Annotated in this window: 12 protein-coding genes; all 12 read left to right on the plus strand. The window is 40.7% G+C overall.

The annotated features are described in order from the left end of the window. The 12 genes from ACYVJ6_RS06890 (at position 1) to ACYVJ6_RS06945 (ending at position 21,115) form a co-directional block, all read left to right on the plus strand. Positions 1-1,044: an aldo/keto reductase gene (locus tag ACYVJ6_RS06890; RefSeq protein WP_460693313.1), complete on the plus strand. Its 1,044-nt coding sequence runs from the start codon at positions 1-3 to the stop codon at positions 1,042-1,044. Position 1,045: 1 nt separating this feature from the next. After that, entirely contained in the window at positions 1,046-1,876 is an 831-nt protein-coding gene (locus tag ACYVJ6_RS06895; protein WP_460693314.1) for an amidohydrolase family protein, read from the plus strand. 6 nt (positions 1,877-1,882) lie between these two features. Continuing rightward, positions 1,883-2,893 carry a zinc-binding alcohol dehydrogenase family protein gene (locus ACYVJ6_RS06900; protein ID WP_460693315.1) on the plus strand — a complete coding sequence of 337 codons (1,011 nt, stop codon included), beginning with the start codon at positions 1,883-1,885 and terminating at the stop codon, positions 2,891-2,893. A gap of 5 nt (positions 2,894-2,898) precedes the next feature. Continuing rightward, a complete protein-coding gene (locus tag ACYVJ6_RS06905; protein WP_460693316.1) occupies positions 2,899-4,401 on the plus strand; it encodes a tagaturonate reductase in 1,503 nt (500 codons plus the stop codon). 12 nt (positions 4,402-4,413) lie between these two features. Next, positions 4,414-6,063, plus strand: a complete 1,650-nt coding sequence (locus tag ACYVJ6_RS06910; RefSeq protein ID WP_460693317.1) for a UxaA family hydrolase — start codon at positions 4,414-4,416, stop codon at positions 6,061-6,063. Positions 6,064-6,077: 14 nt separating this feature from the next. Next, positions 6,078-8,039: a sialate O-acetylesterase gene (locus ACYVJ6_RS06915; RefSeq protein WP_460693318.1), complete on the plus strand. Its 1,962-nt coding sequence runs from the start codon at positions 6,078-6,080 to the stop codon at positions 8,037-8,039. Between the two features lie 11 nt (positions 8,040-8,050). Beyond that, the gene (locus ACYVJ6_RS06920) at positions 8,051-9,922 is read left to right on the plus strand and encodes a glycoside hydrolase family 127 protein (RefSeq protein ID WP_460693319.1); all 1,872 of its coding nucleotides are present in this window, start codon (positions 8,051-8,053) and stop codon (positions 9,920-9,922) included. Positions 9,923-9,924: 2 nt separating this feature from the next. Continuing rightward, entirely contained in the window at positions 9,925-11,859 is a 1,935-nt protein-coding gene (locus tag ACYVJ6_RS06925) for a glycoside hydrolase family 97 protein (RefSeq protein WP_460693320.1), read from the plus strand. A gap of 10 nt (positions 11,860-11,869) precedes the next feature. Further along, on the plus strand, positions 11,870-14,482 hold the full coding sequence (locus tag ACYVJ6_RS06930) for a glycoside hydrolase family 31 protein (RefSeq protein ID WP_460693321.1): 2,613 nt from the start codon (positions 11,870-11,872) through the stop codon (positions 14,480-14,482). A 48-nt stretch (positions 14,483-14,530) separates the two neighbouring features. Further along, on the plus strand, positions 14,531-17,683 hold the full coding sequence (locus ACYVJ6_RS06935) for a glycoside hydrolase family 2 TIM barrel-domain containing protein (protein ID WP_460693322.1): 3,153 nt from the start codon (positions 14,531-14,533) through the stop codon (positions 17,681-17,683). A gap of 60 nt (positions 17,684-17,743) precedes the next feature. Further along, complete coding sequence (locus ACYVJ6_RS06940) at positions 17,744-20,065, plus strand: outer membrane protein assembly factor BamB family protein (protein WP_460693323.1); 2,322 nt, start codon at positions 17,744-17,746, stop codon at positions 20,063-20,065. Positions 20,066-20,146: 81 nt separating this feature from the next. After that, positions 20,147-21,115, plus strand: coding sequence for a hypothetical protein (locus ACYVJ6_RS06945; RefSeq protein WP_460693324.1), 969 nt, complete (start codon positions 20,147-20,149; stop codon positions 21,113-21,115). Positions 21,116-21,122 lie beyond the last annotated feature (7 nt).

Here is a 21,122-nt window from a genome sequence, read left to right on the forward strand (position 1 = left end):
ATGAGCGTTCAACAATCTAATTCAATCAATAACGATCTGCCTAAAGTAATTTTTGGGACAAGTGGCCTGGGGAATATATTTGTTGCGCTTGATGATAGCATTAAGCATGATATTATTGCCGAATGTGTTAAACACTCAGCAGGTAAAGTAGTGTTTGATTCGGCCGGTAAATATGGTGCCGGATTGGCATTAGAAGTACTGGGCAAGCACTTGCGTGAGCTAAACGTTGACCAAAGTAATGTCATCATCAGCAATAAATTAGGGTGGTACAGGACAGAATTAAAAACACCTGAGCCAACATTTGAACCTGGTGTATGGGTTGGGTTGAAACATGATGCTGTTCAAAAAATAAGCTACCAGGGGATGCTGGATTGTTTTGAACAAGGAAATGAGCTATTAAACGGCTATATCCCGCAGATGGTATCTGTTCATGATCCTGACGAATATCTGGCTGCCGCCGATGGCCCTGAAGATGAAGCTAAACGTTATCAGGATATATTAGATGCTTATCGTGCCCTGGCTGATTTAAAAGCTGCGGGTAAGGTTGAATCAATAGGAGTAGGTGCTAAAGACTGGAAATCAATTTACCGAATTGTACAGGATGTAAAGTTGGATTGGGTAATGATAGCCAATAGCTTAACCATAAAAACTCATTCGGAAGACTTGTTGAAGTTTATGGCCGAATTAGAGCAGCAAGGCGTATCAATTATTAATTCGGCTGTATTTCATTCCGGTTTTTTGATAGGAGGAGATTTTTATGACTATAAACTGGTAGATGAAAATTTACCGGGATATAAGGAGCATTTAAAATGGCGTGATGAGTTTAATAAGATATGCCACAAGTATGATATTAAACCTGCCGAAGCTTGCGTGGCATTTGCCTTAAAAGCACCGGGAGTGAAAAGCATTGCTTTAAGTACCACTAATCCTAAACGTGTTGAAAACAATATAAAAATGGCTAATACAGTTATTCCACCCCAGTTTTGGGTTGAAATGATAAATAAAGGACTTGTTAAAAGGTCAGAATATATAACACTTGTATAATATGTTAAAAATCGACTCACACCAACATTTTTGGAAGTTTGATCCGATAAGGGATTCATGGATAGATGAATCGATGAGCGTTATCCAAAGGGATTTCTTTCCGGAGGATTTAGAGCCAATATTAAAAGCTAACGGAATTGACGGTTGTGTAATTGTACAGTCTGATCAGTCAGAAGATGAAAATCATTTTCAAATAGCCAATGCTGACAAGCATGATTTTATAAAAGGTGTTGTTGGCTGGGTAGATCTGTCAGCTTCTGATATAGAAGAAAGGCTGAACTATTTTAGTCAGTTTAAAAAGCTAAAGGGTTTCAGGCACGTGCTACAAGGAGAGCCACAGCGAGATTTTATGCTAAGGCCCGAGTTTTTAAATGGAATATCCTTGCTTGATCAATATAACTTTACTTATGACATTTTGGTATTTCCGGATCAATTAAAGTTTGTAAAGCAGTTTGTAGCTAAATTTCCCAACCACCGTTTTGTGATCGATCATATAGCTAAACCGTACATCAAAGACAATATTATAGAGGGCTGGCGAGAGGATATGGAAGCTATAGCCCAACACAAAAATGTTTTTTGCAAGATATCCGGTATGGTTACCGAAGCACAATGGAACAGTTGGAAAAAGGCAGATTTTGATCCGTATATGGATGTGGTTGTAAATACATTTGGAGCAGATAGGGTTATGTTTGGATCAGATTGGCCCGTTTGTTTGGTGGCTGCAAAGTATAATGAAGTTTTAGATATTGTTAAAGACTATTTTTCAGGATATAGTGATGTAGAGCAGGATAAGGTTTTTGGCGGGAATGCAATTGAATTTTATAATTTATAATAATACATGAATACGTTAGTTTGTTCCCAACCGGGAAGTTTTGAGTATAAAGAGGTTGAGCGACCGGTGTTAACCGCCGGAAATGCTATTATAAAAATTAAGCGCATAGGTATTTGTGGTACCGACTTGCACGCTTTTAGAGGCACACAACCTTTTTTTAATTATCCGCGGGTTTTAGGACATGAGCTTTCGGGCGAGTTGGTTGAGGCTGATGGTGCACCAGGTTTTAATATTGGCGAGGCGGTAACTTTTATCCCTTATATCAATTGCGGAAATTGCATTGCCTGTAATACTGGTAAAACAAACTGTTGTGTAAATATTAAAGTTTGCGGTGTACATACAGATGGTGGGATGGCAGAGTATTATTCTATACCATCGCGCTTGCTGGTTCATGGTGAAGGTTTAAGTTATGATGAATTGGCTTTAGTTGAGCCATTAGCCATTGGCGCCCACGGTATACGCCGTGCCGATGTTACTAAGGATGAATTTGTTTTAGTTATTGGAGCGGGCCCTATTGGTATAGGCACTATGGAATTTGCCCGTATAGCCGGAGGCCGAGTGATTGCTATGGATGTTAACGATACCCGCCTGGCTTTTTGTAAAGAGAAAATTGGTGTGGAATATACCGTAAATGCCCATAATGATGCTATGGAGCAAATAAAAGCTATTACTAATGGCGAAATGCCTACCGTAGTAATTGATGCAACGGGAAATCAGGGAGCTATAAATTCGGCGTTTCAATACATGGCGCACGGGGCACGTTTTGTATTGATAGGCTTGCAAAAGGAAGCAATTTCTTTTAGCCATCCTGAGTTTCATAAACGCGAAGCCACCTTAATGAGCAGCAGAAACGCAACCAGAGCCGATTTTGAACATGTTATTGATTCCATTAAAAAAGGCCTGATAAACCCATTGTCTTACATCACTCATCGTACTGATTTTGATAACCTGAGTGTTGATTTTAAAGGATGGCTTAATCCTGATTCGGACGTAATTAAGGCCGTAGCTACTTTGTAATGAAAATGAATAACGATACTAACATAGTAAGTCAGCAGCGTACACAACTGTCAAACAGAACATTGGCTACAATTAAAGCGTTTGAAGTTGTAAAGCCTGGTATTGATTATTTAAAGCTGCCGGTAAAAGTATTGCAATTTGGTACCGGGGTATTGCTACGGGGGCTTACTGATCATGTAATTGATAAAGCCAACAGGGAGGGGGTTTTCAATGGGCGCATAACTGTTGTAAAGTCAACAAATACAGGCAGTACAGATGCTTTTGCCCAACAGGATAATCTGTACACCTTGCATATTAAAGGCATAAAAAATAAGCATTTAAGCGAAGAGGCTATCATTAATACCTCCATCAGTCAGGTATTATCTGCAGCAGATGAATGGAATTTGGTGCTAAAGCAAGCAGAGAGTATTGACCTTAAGGTTGTTATTTCTAACACTACCGAAGTTGGTCTTCAGTTAGTAAAAGAGAATATAAACCAACAACCACCTTCATCTTTTCCTGCAAAGTTATTAGCAGTTTTATACCATCGTTATAAAGCTTTTAACGGTGATAAAGAAAGCGGATTGGTTATAATACCAACCGAGCTTTTGCCAAATAACGGCACTATACTTAAATCAATCATTACAGAACTAATAGCCTTCAATAAATTAGGTGCCGATTTTGAAAAATGGGTTAATGAAAGTAATTATTTCTGCAATTCATTAGTTGACAGAATTGTTACCGGTCGTCCGTCGCCTGAAGAGCAAGAGTTATTTGAAGCAAAAAATGGTTATCATGATGAATTATTGATCGTTTCAGAACCTTATTTATTGTGGGCAATTGAGGGTGACGAAAAAGTAAGATCTATATTAAGTTTTGAACAGGTAAACGATGGTGTAATTGTTATTCCGGATATTGAAGTCCACCGCGAGCTAAAATTAAGGCTGCTTAACGGTACACATACTTTAAGTACAGCATTAGCATTTTTATCAGGTTTTGATGTGGTAAACGCATCAACTAATGATGCTCAATTTGAGGCGTTTTTAAAAAACCTGATGGCCGAAATTCGCTCGGCTATGCCCAAGGCAGACCCGAAATTAGCAGAAGATTTTGCTGATAGTGTTTTAGATAGGTTCAGAAATCCTTTTATACAGCATCAATGGATAGCTATTGCACAGCAATACACTACTAAAATCATAACACGGGTGCTGCCTTTATTAAAGCAGTACTATAGCATATATAACCAGGTTCCGGTAAATATTACTAAAGGTTTTGCCGCTTATTTAGCCTTAATGAGTAAGGTGGTAAAGGATGGTAATGGTTTCATTATAAATCATAATGGTGTTAATTATCCATTTAGTGACGGTAAAGCCGGGCAGGTGATCGAGAAGTATCAAACCTATCCAATAGAGGAAATAGCCACGAAAGTACTTAGCGACTCAGCAATATGGGGTGAAGACATTACCCAGTTACCGATGTTTGCTGACGCGGTACAAAATGAAATGAATAAAATATTGAAAGGAATTTAATTATAAGTGCAGATGAATAAAGTGCTGAAAATAAATGTCGATGATAATGCCGTAGTTGCACTAACCGACCTTAATCCCGGTGATGTGGTTAATGTGGCGGGTGAGGATATAGTAATACAGGAAAAAATTGCTGCCAAACATAAATTTGCCGAGACAGATCTGCAGATAGGAGACGAGGTGAAAATGTACGGCGTATTAGTGGGTAAAAGCACTCAGCCTATTAAAAAAGGTGGCCTGTTAAGTACCGCCAATATTGCACACGCGGCAAGTACTTTTACCTTGGGCGATAGAAAATTAGACTGGGTAATACCCGATGTTTCTAAATGGCAGAACAAAACATTTATGGGTTATCACCGTGCAGATGGATCAGTAGGCACAGCAAATCACTGGCTGGTAATACCTATGGTATTTTGCGAGAACAGGAATGTGGAGGTGATGCAACAAGCGTTGGTAGATCAATTGGGCTATGGTAAAAATAATACCTATCGCAACCAGGCGAACGCTATAATTGACCTTTACAAACGTGGAAGCTCGGTAGAACAAATACTAAATGCAGAAGTAAAAGTTGATACAGCAAAAGTCCAGTCAGAAAGATTATTCCCTAATGTTGATGGTATAAAATTCTTAACACACGAAGGTGGTTGCGGTGGCACCCGTCAGGATGCACAAGCATTGTGCGGGTTATTAGCCGGATATATAACACATCCAAACGTAGCAGGAGCAACCATATTAAGTTTAGGCTGTCAAAATGCGCAGGTTAGCATACTTAAAGAAGAGATATATAAACGCACACCTGACTTTAATAAACCACTGTATGTGCTTGACCAACAAGAAACTGGCTCAGAAGCTGATCTGCTTTCAGAAGCTATCAAGCAAACATTTGCAGGTCTGGTTATTGCTAATCAGAATGTTAGGCAGCCCGCCCCTTTAAGTAAACTTTGCATTGGTTTGGAGTGCGGTGGATCTGACGGGTTTTCGGGCATTTCCGCTAACCCGGCAATAGGTTATACATCCGATCTGCTGGTAGCACTTGGCGGTTCAGTAATCTTAGCCGAGTTTCCTGAACTTTGCGGTGTGGAGCAGAATTTAAGTGACCGTTGTGTAACTGTAGAGGATGCTAAGCGGTTTAACTCGTTAATGACCACTTATAACCAAAAAGCCGAAGCTGTAGGTTCAGGGTTTTATATGAATCCATCGCCAGGTAATATAAAAGACGGATTAATAACCGATGCTATAAAATCGGCAGGTGCTGCCAAAAAAGGCGGTACATCACCCGTTACAGCAGTATTAGATTATCCCGAAAAAGTAACTAAGCCGGGCCTTAATTTACTATGTACGCCGGGTAATGATGTTGAATCGACCACCGCTGTAGTAGCCGCGGCGGCAAATATTGTTTTGTTTACAACCGGCTTGGGTACGCCAACAGGTAACCCAATAGCTCCAGTTGTTAAGATAGCTACTAATACCAAATTGTTTAACCGCATGCATGACATCATGGATGTTAACATGGGTACAATTATAGATGGCGAAGAAACCATACCCCAAGCAGGCGAACGTATGCTGGATTATGTAATAAAGGTAGCCAGCGGTGAAATAGAGGTAGCATCTGTAAAACACGGTCAGGATGACTTTATACCCTGGAAACGTGGGATATCACTATAGGATACATTAAAAATATGAAGAAGTACCAGAAATTACTAATAATTACCCTATTCGCAGCCTTTGCATTTAATCATTATGCGCAGGCTGATGTTAGGTTACCTAAACTAATTAGTGATGGTATGATATTGCAGCGCGATAAGCCGCTTAAAATATGGGGCTGGGCATCACCGGGAGAGAAGGTTACTGTCGGCTTCATCAAAAAAAATTACAGTGTAGTTACAGGTACCGATGGTAAATGGCAAATCATAACAAAAGCTATACCTGCGGGCGGGCCTTATGAGATGACCATAACAGGTAATAATAAAATAGAAGTAAAAGATATTTTATTAGGCGATGTTTGGTTTTGTTCGGGCCAGTCCAATATGGAAATGGGTATGGGTGACGTTGCTGAAAAGTACGAGAAGATAATCGCCCAAAATCAAAACCCGCAAATTAGGCAGTTTTTGGTGCCTAAAGCGCTTAACGATGCTACCAAAGTTCATGATGATTTAAGCAACGGACGCTGGACTCCTGCAACGGGTGTTAATATTCCACGCTTTACCGCAGCCGGTTACTTCTTCGCCATTTCAACTTATGAGCGAGAAAAGGTAGCCATAGGTTTGATCAACGCAAGCTGGGGTGGTACGCCAATTGAATCATGGATAAGTGCAGAAGGATATAAGTCATTTCCCGAAATTGCTAAACAGGTAACCCGTTTAAGTGATACAGCTTATGTTAATCGATTGACGAGAAACAATGCCGAGAATAGCCGCCTGCAAGCGCCACGTACTGATAGAAAATACGATGAAGGACTTAATGAAACCCCTAAGTGGTATGAAGCCAACTACAATCCCGTAAAGTGGAAAGACATCATGGTGCCCGGTTTTTGGAACGGACAAGGGTTAAATAATTTTAGTGGTGTAGTTTGGTACCGAAGAGAGATCAATATTCCTGCTTCTGTAACTACACAAATAGCAAAACTGTATTTTGGCCGCATTAACGATAATGATGAGGTTTACATCAATGGACAGTTAGCCGGCCGTACAGGCGGGCAGTATGCTAATAGAATGTATAGCCTAAAGCAAGGCATTTTGGTGCCGGGTAAAAATGTTATTGTAGCCAGGTTAAGCAATAATTCATCAGCGCAGGGTGGCTTTGTACCCGATAAACCATATTATATAACGGTCGGAACTGATACTATCCAATTAAGCGGCAAATGGCAGTACAAGGTTGGGCAGGCATTTCCTCCGGCAAAGCCCGGTTTAGAGGGTTATTCTGCTGCAAATCAGCCAACGCTGTTATATAATACAATGGTTGCCCCGGTAGCCAATTATGCCATTAAAGGTGTTTTATGGTACCAGGGAGAATCAAACGTTACCCGCGCTAAAGAATATGAACGATTGTTGCCTGAATTGATAGCTAACTGGCGCATCACATGGCAAGACCCCAAGCTACCATTCATAATTGCACAATTACCTAATTATTTAGAAACCGCTTACCTGCCCGGCGAAAGCCAGTGGGCCGAATTGAGAGAGGCGCAGCGAAAGGCATTAGCCATACCCAATGTTGGTTTAACCGTATTAATTGATGTTGGTGAGTGGGGCGATATCCATCCCCGTAACAAAAAAGACGTAGGTAAACGCTTGGCACTTACTGCTCAAAAAGTGGCTTATGGAAAAACAGATTTAGTTACATCAGGCCCAACCTTGCAAACTGCAAAAGCTGATGCTAACAAAGTGGTATTAACTTTTACAGATACAGGCAGCGGGTTAATAACCAAGGATGATAGTAAACTGCGGCATTTTGCCATTGCCGGTGCCGACAAAAAGTTTGTTTGGGCAACAGCCCAGATTATCGGCAATCAGGTAATAGTTTCAAGCGATGAGATTACAAAGCCAGTTTATGTGCGTTATGCCTGGGCCAATAACCCTGATTTTGCCAATTTATATAACAAAGAAGGATTGCCTGCATCACCATTTGAAGTGGAAGTGAAGTAATGAAAACTAATATGAAACAACAGATAAAAATATTTTTTACTACAATTTTATGTTTGCTTTTGGGCTTTAACTCATTTGGCCAAACAGCGTTAAATAGTCAAGTAATTAAAGTTCTACCTTTCAACAATACCGAAGTTGCGTTAGCTTCATCGTGGATAAAAAACCGTGAAGATCTGAATATAAAATATATCAAGTCGCTTGATGCAGACAGGATGCTTCACAATTTTAAAGTTACCGCAGGTATAACTTCAACAGCAAAACCTCTTGAAGGATGGGAAGCGCCCTCTATTGGCATTAGGGGACATTTTGTAGGCCATTACCTTTCTGCAGTTTCCGTGCTGGTTGAAAAATATAAAGACCCTGAATTGGCTCAAAGATTAAATTACATGATAAGTGAGTTGCACAAGTGCCAGCAAGCTTTGGGTAACGGATATTTAAGCGCTTTTTCTGTAAAAGAATTTCAGACTTTAGAGACCCGTTTTGGCGGTGTATGGGCACCGTATTACGCGTATCATAAAATTATGCAGGGGTTACTGGACGCATACATTCACACCGGAAATAAAGAAGCCTATGAAATAGTAACCGGTATGGCATCATTTGTAGATATGCGGATTTCAAAACTCAGCACCGAGAGTATTGAAAAGATGCTTTACACCGTAGAAGCAAATCCGGGAAATGAAGCCGGGGCCATGAATGAGGTTCTATATAAACTTTATGAAGTTTCTAATAATCCAAAGCATTTAGCATTGGCAAAAGTGTTCGATCGCGATTGGTTTGTGGTACCGCTATCAAAAAATATAGATATTTTGAATGGACTACATTCAAATACACATTTGGTCTTAGTAAACGGATTTGCTGAGCGTTACACTATCACGAAAGAAAAAAAATATCATGATGCTGCAGTAAATTTTTGGAACATGCTTATTAGTAAGCACGCCTATGCTAACGGTTCAAGTAGCGGGCCACGGCCAAATGTAACTACCAAAACTTCTCAAACTGCTGAGCATTGGGGTATACCGGGAGTGTTAAGTAATACCCTTTCAAAAGAAATTGCCGAATCATGCGTAACACACAATACACAAAAACTAACAGCTAAATTATTTACTTGGTCACCTGATGCACGGTTTGCCGAGCAATATATGAATACCCTTTACAACGCTGTTTTGCCCTCACAAAGTGACAGTACTGGACAATCTGTTTATCATCTTCCGTTGGGTTCACCTCAAAGTAAACAGTTTTTAAAAGACAATGATTTCAGGTGCTGTAATGGTACTTGTATAGAAGGATTTGCCGCGCTTAACACGGGTATATATTATCATAATCATGGTGATATGTGGGTTAACCTTTATATTCCATCAAAATTAACCTGGGCCGAAAAGGGTTTAAGCTTACAGCAAACAGGCGATATAACTGAAGGTAAAGCTGTGGAATTTAAAATAAGCAATACAAAAAGTAGTAAAATGGCTATTAATTTTTTCATTCCATCATGGGCAACAGATGTTAATGTGTTTGTAAACGGAACTAAGCAGCAAGGTAAATCAACACCCATGTCATACTACACACTGCGCCGTGCATGGAAAAATAATGATGTTATTAAACTGGTATTTAACTATGGTTACCATATTAAAACCATGCCTGATGATAAAAATACTTTCGCCATATTTTATGGCCCAACGCTTTTAGCTTTTGAAACTAAAAATGAATTGACTTTTAAACAATCATTAAGCACATCTAAAACACAAGGTGAGATACTATCAAAGCTCAACTATGCTGGTAACGGCAACTTTAATTTAACCTATGCTGGCCAAAAATATTTATTGCATCCGCTTTATAATATTAATAAACAATCATACGGAGTGTATAGTACAATAAGAGATTATTAGTAATGAGAAAAGCATTTTATTTATTTATAGTAATTACTATATTCTTTCCTGTAGTAAAAGCTTACGCCCAAAAGATAACGGTCCAATCGCCTAATAAGAAGATAAGCGTTGATTTGGTAAATCAGCAAAACGCTAATACAGGCGAATGGAGTTTAAAAGTGTCACATACTGCAAGTGATAAACCATCCGAAATTATACCAAAAGTGAATTTAGGTTTATCGCGCAGCGACCAGGAATTTTCAAACCTAACATTTGTAAGTGCAGGTAAACCGGTTGTTATCAATGAAAAATACACCATGGTTCATGGTAAAAAATCTGTTGCTACAAACACTGCAAATGAGGTAACCGTATACTTTCAAAATGAAAGCAAAGCCAGGTTGAATGTGATCATTCGTGCTTATAATGATGGATTTACTTTCCGTTATGAGTTCCCTGATAAGCAAGGTTCGTTTGTGTTAAAGGACGAACTAACTGCTTATACCATACCTGCAACAACCACACGCTGGTTAGAAAAATGGAACACAGCTAACGAAGGACTATACGCTGCAAGCAGTGATGATAAGGTACTGCAACAAGAATGGTGTTATCCGGCATTATTTAATAGTTCTGATAAAGCCTCATGGTTTTTGGTTCATGAATCTGATGTGGACAGGAATAACGTTGCAAGCAAACTAAGTAATGTTGCAGTAAAAGATCAATATAAACTAACCATGCCTAACCCGCGCGATGGTAACAGGCAGGGTGAGGCATTACCAACTATAAGTTTACCATGGAAATCGCCATGGAGAGTAGTAATTATTGGTGGTTTAGCTGATATTGTGGCATCAACATTGGTTGATGATGTGGCCTCGCCCTCAACAGTAAAAGAAACCTCATGGATTAAACCGGGTATAGCTTCATGGAACTATTGGTCAAGCAACCACGGTACTATGGATTATAAAATAGTTACTGCTTTTGCCGACTTAGCTGCCAGTATGAACTGGCCTTATACCCTGTTGGACTGGGAGTGGGACCGTATGGGCAATGGTGGTAATTTAGAGGACGCATTGAAATACATCTTATCTAAAGGTGTAAAGCCATTGATGTGGTATAATTCCGGCGGCAAGCACACTGGGGTAACTTCAACTCCACGAGACAGGATGTTAACACATGAATCCCGCGTTGAAGAATTTACCAAGCTGAACAAATTAGGTGTAGTAGGTGTAAAGATCGATTTTTTTGAAAGCGAGAAGCAGGATATGATCAAATATTACCTGGATATTTTAGAGGATGCAGCCAAATTCAAGATCATGGTATATTTTCATGGCTCCATTGTGCCACGTGGATGGGAAAGAACTTATCCGCATTTAATGACTTACGAGTCGGTTCGCGGAGCGGAATGGTACAACAACGGCCCCGACTTTACCAATACCGCGCCTGAGCATAACGCTACATTACCTTTTACACGTAATGTGGTAGGGGGCATGGATTATACACCGGTCACCTTTACCAATTCGCAATATCCTCACTTAACATCATACGGACATGAGTTGGCGTTAAGTGTACTTTTTGAATCTGGTATACAGCACATGGCTGACAGGCCCGAAGGATATTACACCTTACCCGACGCCGCCAAAAACTTTTTACGTAATGTGCCTAATGCATGGGATGATACCAAACTTTTGGATGGGTATCCGGGCAAAGATGTAATTATGGCCCGCAAAAAAGGTGATAGCTGGTATTTGGGAGGCATTAATGCTGAATTAAGAGAAAAGCGAAAAGCCATAAAGCTGGATTTTTTACCCGACAATGAAAAATTCAAACTAACACTTATAGCGGACGGTGCACACGATAAAGAATTTTCAACCCAATATATAGTTGTTGACAGATCAAGCTCGGTAGATGTGAAAATGCTTCGCCGTGGCGGGTTTGTTGCGCAAATAAGGCCTTTACAATAAATATTAAACAATGAAAAGGATATTGATCATTATAGCAGCATTGCTGCCGGCAGTTACTTTTGGACAGGTTTACAAAAAACAAACCACCACCAAAGATAAGCTATCAATCCAGCTTACCGAAGGGGTGTTAAGCATCACGCCAATAACAGATAAAGCCATACGCATCCAATGGGAAAAAGATATCCCGGCAGAAAAGCAGGAATTTGTGTTGGTTAACAAACAAGCTATACCTGCTTTTAAAGTAACAGAAACACCAACGCAAATAAAGCTAAGTACAAAGTTTGTTAATGTATTGTTTAATAAACAAAATGGATCTATTAGCTATAGCAATAGTGCTGGGAAAATATTTTTAAGTGAAAAGGCCAATAGCCGCAAACTTATAGCCGGAACCACTATGGGCGAGCCTTCTTACGAAGCGGAACAAGCTTTTAACTCGCCTGCTGACGAATACTTGTTTGGCTTAGGGCAGTTTCAGGATGGGCAATATAATTTACGTAACGTTACCCGTAAGCTGATACAGGTAAACACCCAAATAGCCATTCCATTTTTATATTCAAGTAAAGGTTATGGGATTTTATGGCACCAGTATGGTCTAACTAATTTTAATCCTGCTGATAACTACATTCCTTTAGCCAAAAAGGATACCAACGCGGTACAGATACGTTATGAGGATGTTACCACAACGGCCGGTACCCAACGTGTATCGCAGCAGCAGGCATTACATGTAGGTAAATTTAAATTAGATAAGGCCGGCGATTATTCTTTTATGCTCGATCTGGGTGATATGGAAAGCCGCCACCTGTTGATTATTGATGGTATAGCTCGTATAGATCAGTCAAATCAATGGCTGCCACCTGCAGTAAGTAAAATAATTAATTTAAAAGCCGGGGAGCATACTGTGCAGGTTTTATGCAAAGCGGCAAATAAACCTAAATTATCATGGCGGCCCACAGCTAACGAAACCGTGTTCCGTTCGCCTAATGCCAAAGCTTTAGATTATGTAGTGTTCTATGGTAAAAATGCCGATGAGGTTATAGCCAACTATCGTAATATATCAGGTAATGTGCCAATGTTACCACTATGGGCCTATGGCTTTTGGCAATGCCGCGAACGTTATACGTCAGGCAAACATTTAGTGGAAACAGTTCAGGAGTTTAGGAAAAGAAATTTGCCTATGGACGTGATTGTTCAGGATTGGCAGTACTGGGGCAAATACGGTTGGGGAGTGCCAAAGTTCGACGAAACTAACTATCCAAATCCCGAAGGTTTTATCAAACAATTACATGATCTGAATTCACATTTCTCTGTTTCAGTGTGGGAGAACCTGGATAAAAAATCAGATGTTGCTAAACCGTATTTAGCTAAAAATTTATACCTGGAAAACAGCCCGTGGATAGATATTTACAATCCCGAAACGCAAAAAGTACACTGGGCAGCATTAAACGATAATTTATTTAGCAAAGGGGTAGATTCCTGGTGGATGGATGCCACCGAACCTGAAAATGATGCGCTGGTAGGTAAGCAAACCTATTTTGGCCCTGGCGATTTTTATCGCCTTACCTATCCTTTATTTGTAAGTAAAGCGGTTTACGAAGGACAAAGGGCAGCCGATCCCGGCAAAAGGGTTACAACCCTAACACGTTCGGCATTTCCGGGCCAACAACGATACGGCACTATCAACTGGTCGGGCGATATTGGTTGGAGCTGGGATGTCTTAAAAAGACAGATAGTTGCCGGTCTAAATTATAACTTAACGGGTATGCCTTATTGGACTACCGATATAGGCGGGTTTTTCCGTCCGGGACGTGGACAATATACTGATGTGAAATATCACGATATCCTAACACGTTGGTTTCAGTGGGGTACATTCAATCCAATATTCCGTATTCATGGTTACCAAACAGAAACCGAACCGTGGAAATACGGGGAAACCGTTGAGGCCAATATGCGTAGCATGATGAATTTAAGGTATCGTTTAATGCCTTATATTTATTCAGAAGCCTGGCAGGTTTCAAAAAATGGCTCCACCTTAATGCGTCCGTTAATTATGGATTTTGGTACTGACGAAAAAGCCATACAGCAGGCTTATCAGTACATGTTTGGTAAATCATTTCTGGTGGCCCCGGTTACAGAAGCGGGCGTAAGCGAGTGGAATGTTTATTTGCCAAAATCGTCAGGTTGGTTCGATTTCTGGACCGGGAAACGCTACAACGGTGGACAAAGTATTAAAGCCGCCGCGCCACAGGACAAAATACCGGTTTTTGTAAAAGCAGGGGCTATTATCCCAATGGGCAAGATCATGCAATATACAGGTGAAAAATCTTCAGATGTTTTAGAAATTCGTGTATATAAGGGCGCCGATGGTTCATTTAACCTATATGAGGATGAGGGCGATGGATATAATTATGAAAAAGGTAGTTATACAATCATACCATTTAAGTGGAGTGAAAAAACGCAAACACTTACTATTGGTTCAAGAGAGGGGACATATCCTAAATATTTAAAAAGTCGCACCTTTAACATTGTTATGGTTAGTGAAAATAACGGAGGTGGTGTTACGGAGGGAAAGCCGGGCAAAACCGTTATTTATTCAGGTAAGCCAATATCTATAAAAGGGTTATAATTTAAAACGGTATATTGTAAAGCCAATTATTAATATAAAGTTACAGTCATGTCATATTACAAAAATTTTTTTAGGTGTGTTTTTTTGTTGTGTGTTTCGGTTTCCGCATTCACCCAAATAGGAAATGCGCAAGTACTTAGGCCAGGGATAGATTATCCTGCCGAAATAGAAAATCCAGAAATAACCGGTATAAATAAAGAGGCATATCACGCTACCTTAATGCCGTATGCCAACTTACAGGAGGCTTTAAGAGCTAATCGTAAGGCTTCTGCCTATGCCCGCAGTTTAAATGGTAACTGGAAGTTTAACTGGGTACCAAGCCCCGAAAAACGTCCTGTTGATTTTTATAAAAACGATTACGACGTTTCAAAATGGGCAGATATATCCGTTCCTTCAAACTGGGAAGTGCAAGGTTATGGTACACCTTTTTATAGAAATTATGGTTACACTATAAAAAAGGATTTTCCCCATATCATGAGCGAGCCTGACAAAAGGTACACTGCGTTTACGGAACGTAATCCGGTAGGCAGTTATCGCCGTGATTTTGATTTGCCTGCAGAGTGGGACGGCAGACGGGTGTTTGTAAAGTTTGACGGTGTTGATGCAGGTTTCTTTTTGTGGGTAAATGGGCAAAAAGTAGGGTTCAGCGTTAACAGCCGTAACGCTGCCGAATTTGATTTGACAACTTATTTAAAACCCGGTAAAAACACTATAGCTGCCGAGGTTTATGAATATACATCAGGTACATGGTTAGAAGACCAGGATATGTGGCGTTTGCATGGTATTTTCAGAAATGTTACGCTGTGGAGCTCGCCTCAAACACATATCCGTGATTTTTTTGTAAAGCAGGATTTGGATAAAGATTATAAGGATGCAACTATAAATGTTGTGGCCAAAATTAAAAACTATGGTGACAATGCTGCCAAAGCACAATCTTTAACCGCTACACTTTATGACAATACAGGAAAAGAAGTTGCCAAAGGCGCAGTTAACGGAAGCACGCTTAACGCTAAACAGGAACAAGAACTTAATATCAATATTGCAATAACTAATCCCTCCAAATGGACAGCCGAAACACCTTACCTATATACCATGGTTTTAACCAGTGGTGAGGGCGAGATACTATCCCAAAAAATTGGTTTCCGTAAGATAGAGATAAAAGGCAGGGTGTTTTTGGTAAACGGTGTGCCAATTAAATTGAAAGGGGTTAACCGCCATGAACATTGGTCCGACGTGGGCCATGCCATTACCGAAGAGCAGATGATAAGAGATTTGCAGGTAATTAAGCAGGGTAATTGTAATCATGTTCGCACCAGCCACTATTCAAACGACCCACGCTGGTATGAGTTGTGTGACGAATGGGGTATTTGGCTTGTTGCCGAGGCAAATATGGAATACCATGGCTATGACCGCAGGTTTGACGAAGAGCCTACCATGAAAGCCGCCATTGTTGACCGTAATGTGGCCAATGTGGAGAATTTTAAAAATCACCCATCAGTTATTATATGGTCATTAGGTAACGAAGGCGGTATTGGTGGTACTAATGTAGGAGCCGCGTTAACTGCTATTAAGAATATTGATCCATCGCGCCCAACACATTATGAGCGTTACGGAGTTGGTAAAAATAATCCATCGGATCTGGAAGGACGGATGTATGGTACCGCTGAAGACTACGTTAAACTTAATAAAAATCCGGAATTAACAAAGCCATTGTATATCTGTGAGTTTGTGCATGCCATGTTCAACTCAATGGGGTCGTTGGAAGAATACTCTACAGTTTTTGATAATAACCCAGAGATATTAGGCGGTGCCATATGGGAGTTCCAGGATCAGGCATTATGGAACAGGCGCGACCCTAAACATCCTATACTGGCTTATGGTGGTGGATTTGGCGAGTTTCCAAATGATCATTACTTTATTCACAAAGGAGTAGTAGCGTGGGATAGAAAAACCATTAAGCCGCATTATCCCGAAATGAAAAAGGCATTCCAATGGATAAGTACCGACTTAACCGATGCTACAACAGGGGCTTTCCGCGTTAAGAATAAATTCCAATTTATATCCCTGGAAGGATTTGATGGTGCGTGGAGTCTTACCGAAAATGGCATAGAGATTAGTAAGGGAACTTTTAATGTTCCACGCGTGGGCCCACGCAGAGAGGGGAGGCTAATGATTCCATTTAGGGTTGATAATCCTAAACCGGGTGCCGAATATTATCTGCGGGTATCCTATACTCAAAAAGACAAAACGCTTTGGGCTGAAAAAGGCTATGAAGTAGCCTGGGACCAGTTTAAAATTCCTATTAATGTGATACCGGCTGTAGAGCCTAAGGTTACTCAGCCTGTTGCCTTGAGCCAAACACCACAGACTATTAAAGTTACAGGTAATAGCTTTTCGGTAAGCTTTGATAAAAAAACTGGCTTAATGAGCCAGTTGCTTAAAGGTGCTACTAATGTGTTAACAGCAGATGGAGGGCCTAAAGTTCACCTATGGCGTGCTGCACACCGTAATGATGATATGTGGGCGTATACAAACTGGGAAAAATACGGGTTAACTGATTTGAAATACTCATTGGTTGATATTAAAGCCCAATCGGTTGATATGTTTACCGTAAAAGTTACCTCTACCGTAAAGGCAGAAGGAAAGCTTGGTTTTAGTGTTTACCATACCAGTACTTATCTAATAAAAGGCAATGGTAGTATAAAAGTAGATAATGAAATGCAGTTTGTAGGGTTACAAATTGGTTTGGCACGTATGGGTGTCAGGATGCTTTTCAATAAGAGTTTGGATCATGTAAATTATTTTGGGCGCGGACCTTTTGAGAATTATTCAGATCGAAAAGCATCGGCTGATGTTGGGCTATATGACCTTGATGTTAATGATCAGTACGAGTATGAAAAACCAATGGAACACGGCAATCACGAAGACATGCGATGGGCGCAGTTAAGTGGTACTAATATGCCGCAATTAATGGTTAAAGCTGATATGGAATTAATGCAATTCTCGGCACTTCCTCATACTGATGAACAAATGCACCCGGTAGAATATAAAATAGATCTGCCGCCAAGCACCTCAACTGTGTTTTGCCTTTCGGCGAAAACATTGGGTGTGGGTTCGGCAAGCTGCGGGCCCAGGCCGCTGGAGCAGTTCCAGGTATGGTCAAATAACACCAATTTTAGTTACACATTACAAATCAAATGAGAAACCAATAGCAAACCATAATACCTAACCAATTATTATCATATTTTTTAACCAAGTGATATGAGAAAGAACCTATTTAAAACCCTTTACGCTTCGCGAAGTATAAAGGTAGTATTGCCGGTTGTTGCCGGTTTAGCTTTTATAGCTGCAATTGTACCATCCGGACCAGGGGACAATAATGCGGTTACTCCGCCACCGCATTCCGAGTGGAAAGATTATGGGGGTGGGCCTGACCACTCTAAGTTTATGAACTTTACCCAGATCAATAAGAAAAATGTGTCCAAACTGGAGCCCGCATTTGTTTATTCAACTGCCAGCGATAGGGTAAACTCCTATAAATTCAATCCGATAATTGTTGATGGCATCATGTATGTGTTGGCCAAAAACAGTTCATTAGTTGCAACAGATGCCACTACTGGTAAGGAGCTTTGGATTCATGCTAATTTGAGAGGTATTATTCAACGTGGTATTAACTTTTGGCAAAGCAAGGACAAAAAGCAAAAGCGCTTCCTTATTACTTTAGGCGGTACCCTGCAGGCTATTGATGCTATTACAGGTAAGTCAATATTAACTTTTGGCAATAACGGATCCGTAGATCTAAAGGAGGGTATTGGCCGTGCGCCTGAATTAGTTTCCAGAGGTACCTCTACATCAGCCGGACACATTTTTGAAAATTTGATATTATTAGGTTCGGCACCGGGCGAGGACCCATTCTCGGCGCCGGGCGATGTAAGGGCGTTTGATGTCATTACTGGAAAGTTGAAATGGGTATTTCATACTATTCCACATCCAGGCGAATATGGTTATAACACCTGGCCGAAAGATGCCTGGCGTTATTCAGGTGCAGCAAATACGTGGGGAGAAATATCTGTGGATGAAAAAAGAGGTATAGCCTATTTTCCTTTAGGATCGCCTACTTATGATTATGATGGTACGGACCGTGAGGGAGCAAATATATATGGCAACTGTATATTGGCGCTGGATGCACGTACAGGCAAACGTTTATGGCATTTTCAAACAGTACATCATGATATTTGGGATTATGATCTTACTGCCGCCCCGCAATTAATCACAATTAATCACCAGGGCAAAAAAGTTGATGCCGTTGCCGTAGCATCAAAAAACGGATTTATGTATGTTTTTGACCGTGTTACGGGTAAGCCTATCTGGCCAATAAAAGAAACCCCTTTCCCTAAAAGCGATATGCCGGGCGAACATGCATGGCCCACACAACCTATACCAACTGTAGTGCCGCCATTTAACAGGCACAGTGTTGACGAAAAAGATATCAATCCTTATTTACCAGATTCTTTACGACAAAAATATATTGCAAGAATAAAAGCAGCTAAAACAGGCCTATATCAGCCACTTTCTGATCAATATGAAGTGTTTGCTTTGCCTGGGTCAGTTGGTGGCGCTAATCAGGGCAATACTGCCGCTAATCCTGCAAAAGGAATGGTTTATGTAATGTACCAGGAAATGACCTGCTTTTATCAATTGGTAAAAAGAAGCGACAGGCCCCAACGCGGTGGCGGTGGTGGCAATGCGGCAGGAGGTGTAGCGGCAAGAGGGCAAGCTGCTTATGTTCAATACTGTCAATCATGCCATGGTGCGGATCGTAATGGGTTGGCTGGTGCAGGTGTGTCGCTTGCTGATATCGGCAGCCGTTTAACTGCCGATGTATTTAAAACTTATATAACACAAGGTAAGGGTCGTATGCCGGCACAACCGCATATTGATGAAGCTGCAATTACTGCAATTTATGCTTTTCTTAATCCCGGTGGACGCGGTGGAAGAGGGCCTGCAGCTACTGCCTCTATTAATGCAATGCCTGATGGGCCTGTGGTAGCATCAGGCGGAGCGCCTTTAAAAGCTACTGCGAATGCCGGAGGCTTTGGTGGCGGAATGCGCGATTATCCCGAAGATTATACTGGCCCCAAATCCCTTTATGTTGAAAAAACTAACTGGGGAGCTAATATACCGGATATATTAGCGCCACCATTTGCCGGTATTGCAGCATATGATTTGAACAAGGGTACTATTAAATGGAAAATTCCCTTGGGCGAGTATGCTAAATCGGATGTAAAAGGTTTAGGCACGCCTAATGGTACGCAAAATAAAGGTATGGTGGTTACAGCATCGGGCTTAATATTTGCCACATGTGCCGACGGTAAGGTTAGGGCTATTGATGCTGATAATGGTAAAATACTTTGGGAGTATGATCTGGGCAGGAGCAACCCATCGGGCATACCTGCAATGTACCAGGCTAAAGGCCGCCAATATTTGGTGGTTTGCTCAACAGGTGCTCTTTTAGACAGAACTAAAAAAGAGGAGGATGTACCTAAAGGTTATATCACTTTCGCGTTGCCTAAATTAAAATAGAGAGAATTTCTGAATTAGTTCAATAACAACTTGCAGACGAATACTATAAATGTGGTGTTCGTCTGCTTAAAAACAATTATCATGAACACTTATTCACGTATACTAACTGCATTTTTTGTGATTGTACTTGTATATACTTCACAGTTTAAAGCCTCAGCACAAAATGTGCCCACTAAAGTGATCTATTTTTTAGCAGGGCCTAAAGATCACGCTGGTCCGGAAGGATCCGGAAGGCATGAAACCCGCCGCGACCTTTTGGTATTACAGCATTGTATTGATAGTATTGCAAATTTGAAAGGCGTAAAAATTGTTACTAAATTTTCATACAAACGCAGCGCGCTGGATATTGAGGACCTTAAAGGCGTTGATGCAATTATTATTGAGAGCAGCGCCGAGGGAAGCTCAAAAGAACGTGCTCATCCCATATTTCCGCCAAGTGAAGCTAATGCCCGATCATATGACAAAGCTACACTTGACTATTTAGCACAGGTGGATAGTTTGCACAAAAAGGGTATGGGGATAATGGTATTGCATTGGGCTATTACTACAACCAACCAAAAAGCTACTCAATACCACTTAAGCTGGTTTGGTTCGGCAAGTATGAGTGGTTATACCCACAATCCATTAGGCTTTTGGGAAGTTACGCCAAATAAATCTGCACAAAACCACCCTATATTACGCGGTGTTGGTCCATTTAATTATAAGGATGAGATATTTTCAAGAATGTTGGTAAACCCTGCTGATCCTTACCGTACCGATTTGCTTACCGGTAAAATTGAGAAAAGCAACCAGGGAGCTGCAGAACCATTGGGTATTGCTACGGCTTATGATAAAAACGGTGCACGCGGGGTGCTTTGGGGTGGAATGGACTATCACTCGGCATTACTAAATGAAAATTACCGTCGTTTTGTACTTAATGCCATATTATGGACAGCCGGTATAGATGTCCCTGCAGGTGGCGTGAAATCAAATGCCAGGCAATTGCAATTGTCAGAAAACAAACCTGATAATTTTGATAACTTGAAACCTGCCGGATTTGTGTTAAAATAAAAGGCCT

The organism is Mucilaginibacter puniceus, from assembly GCF_054783175.1.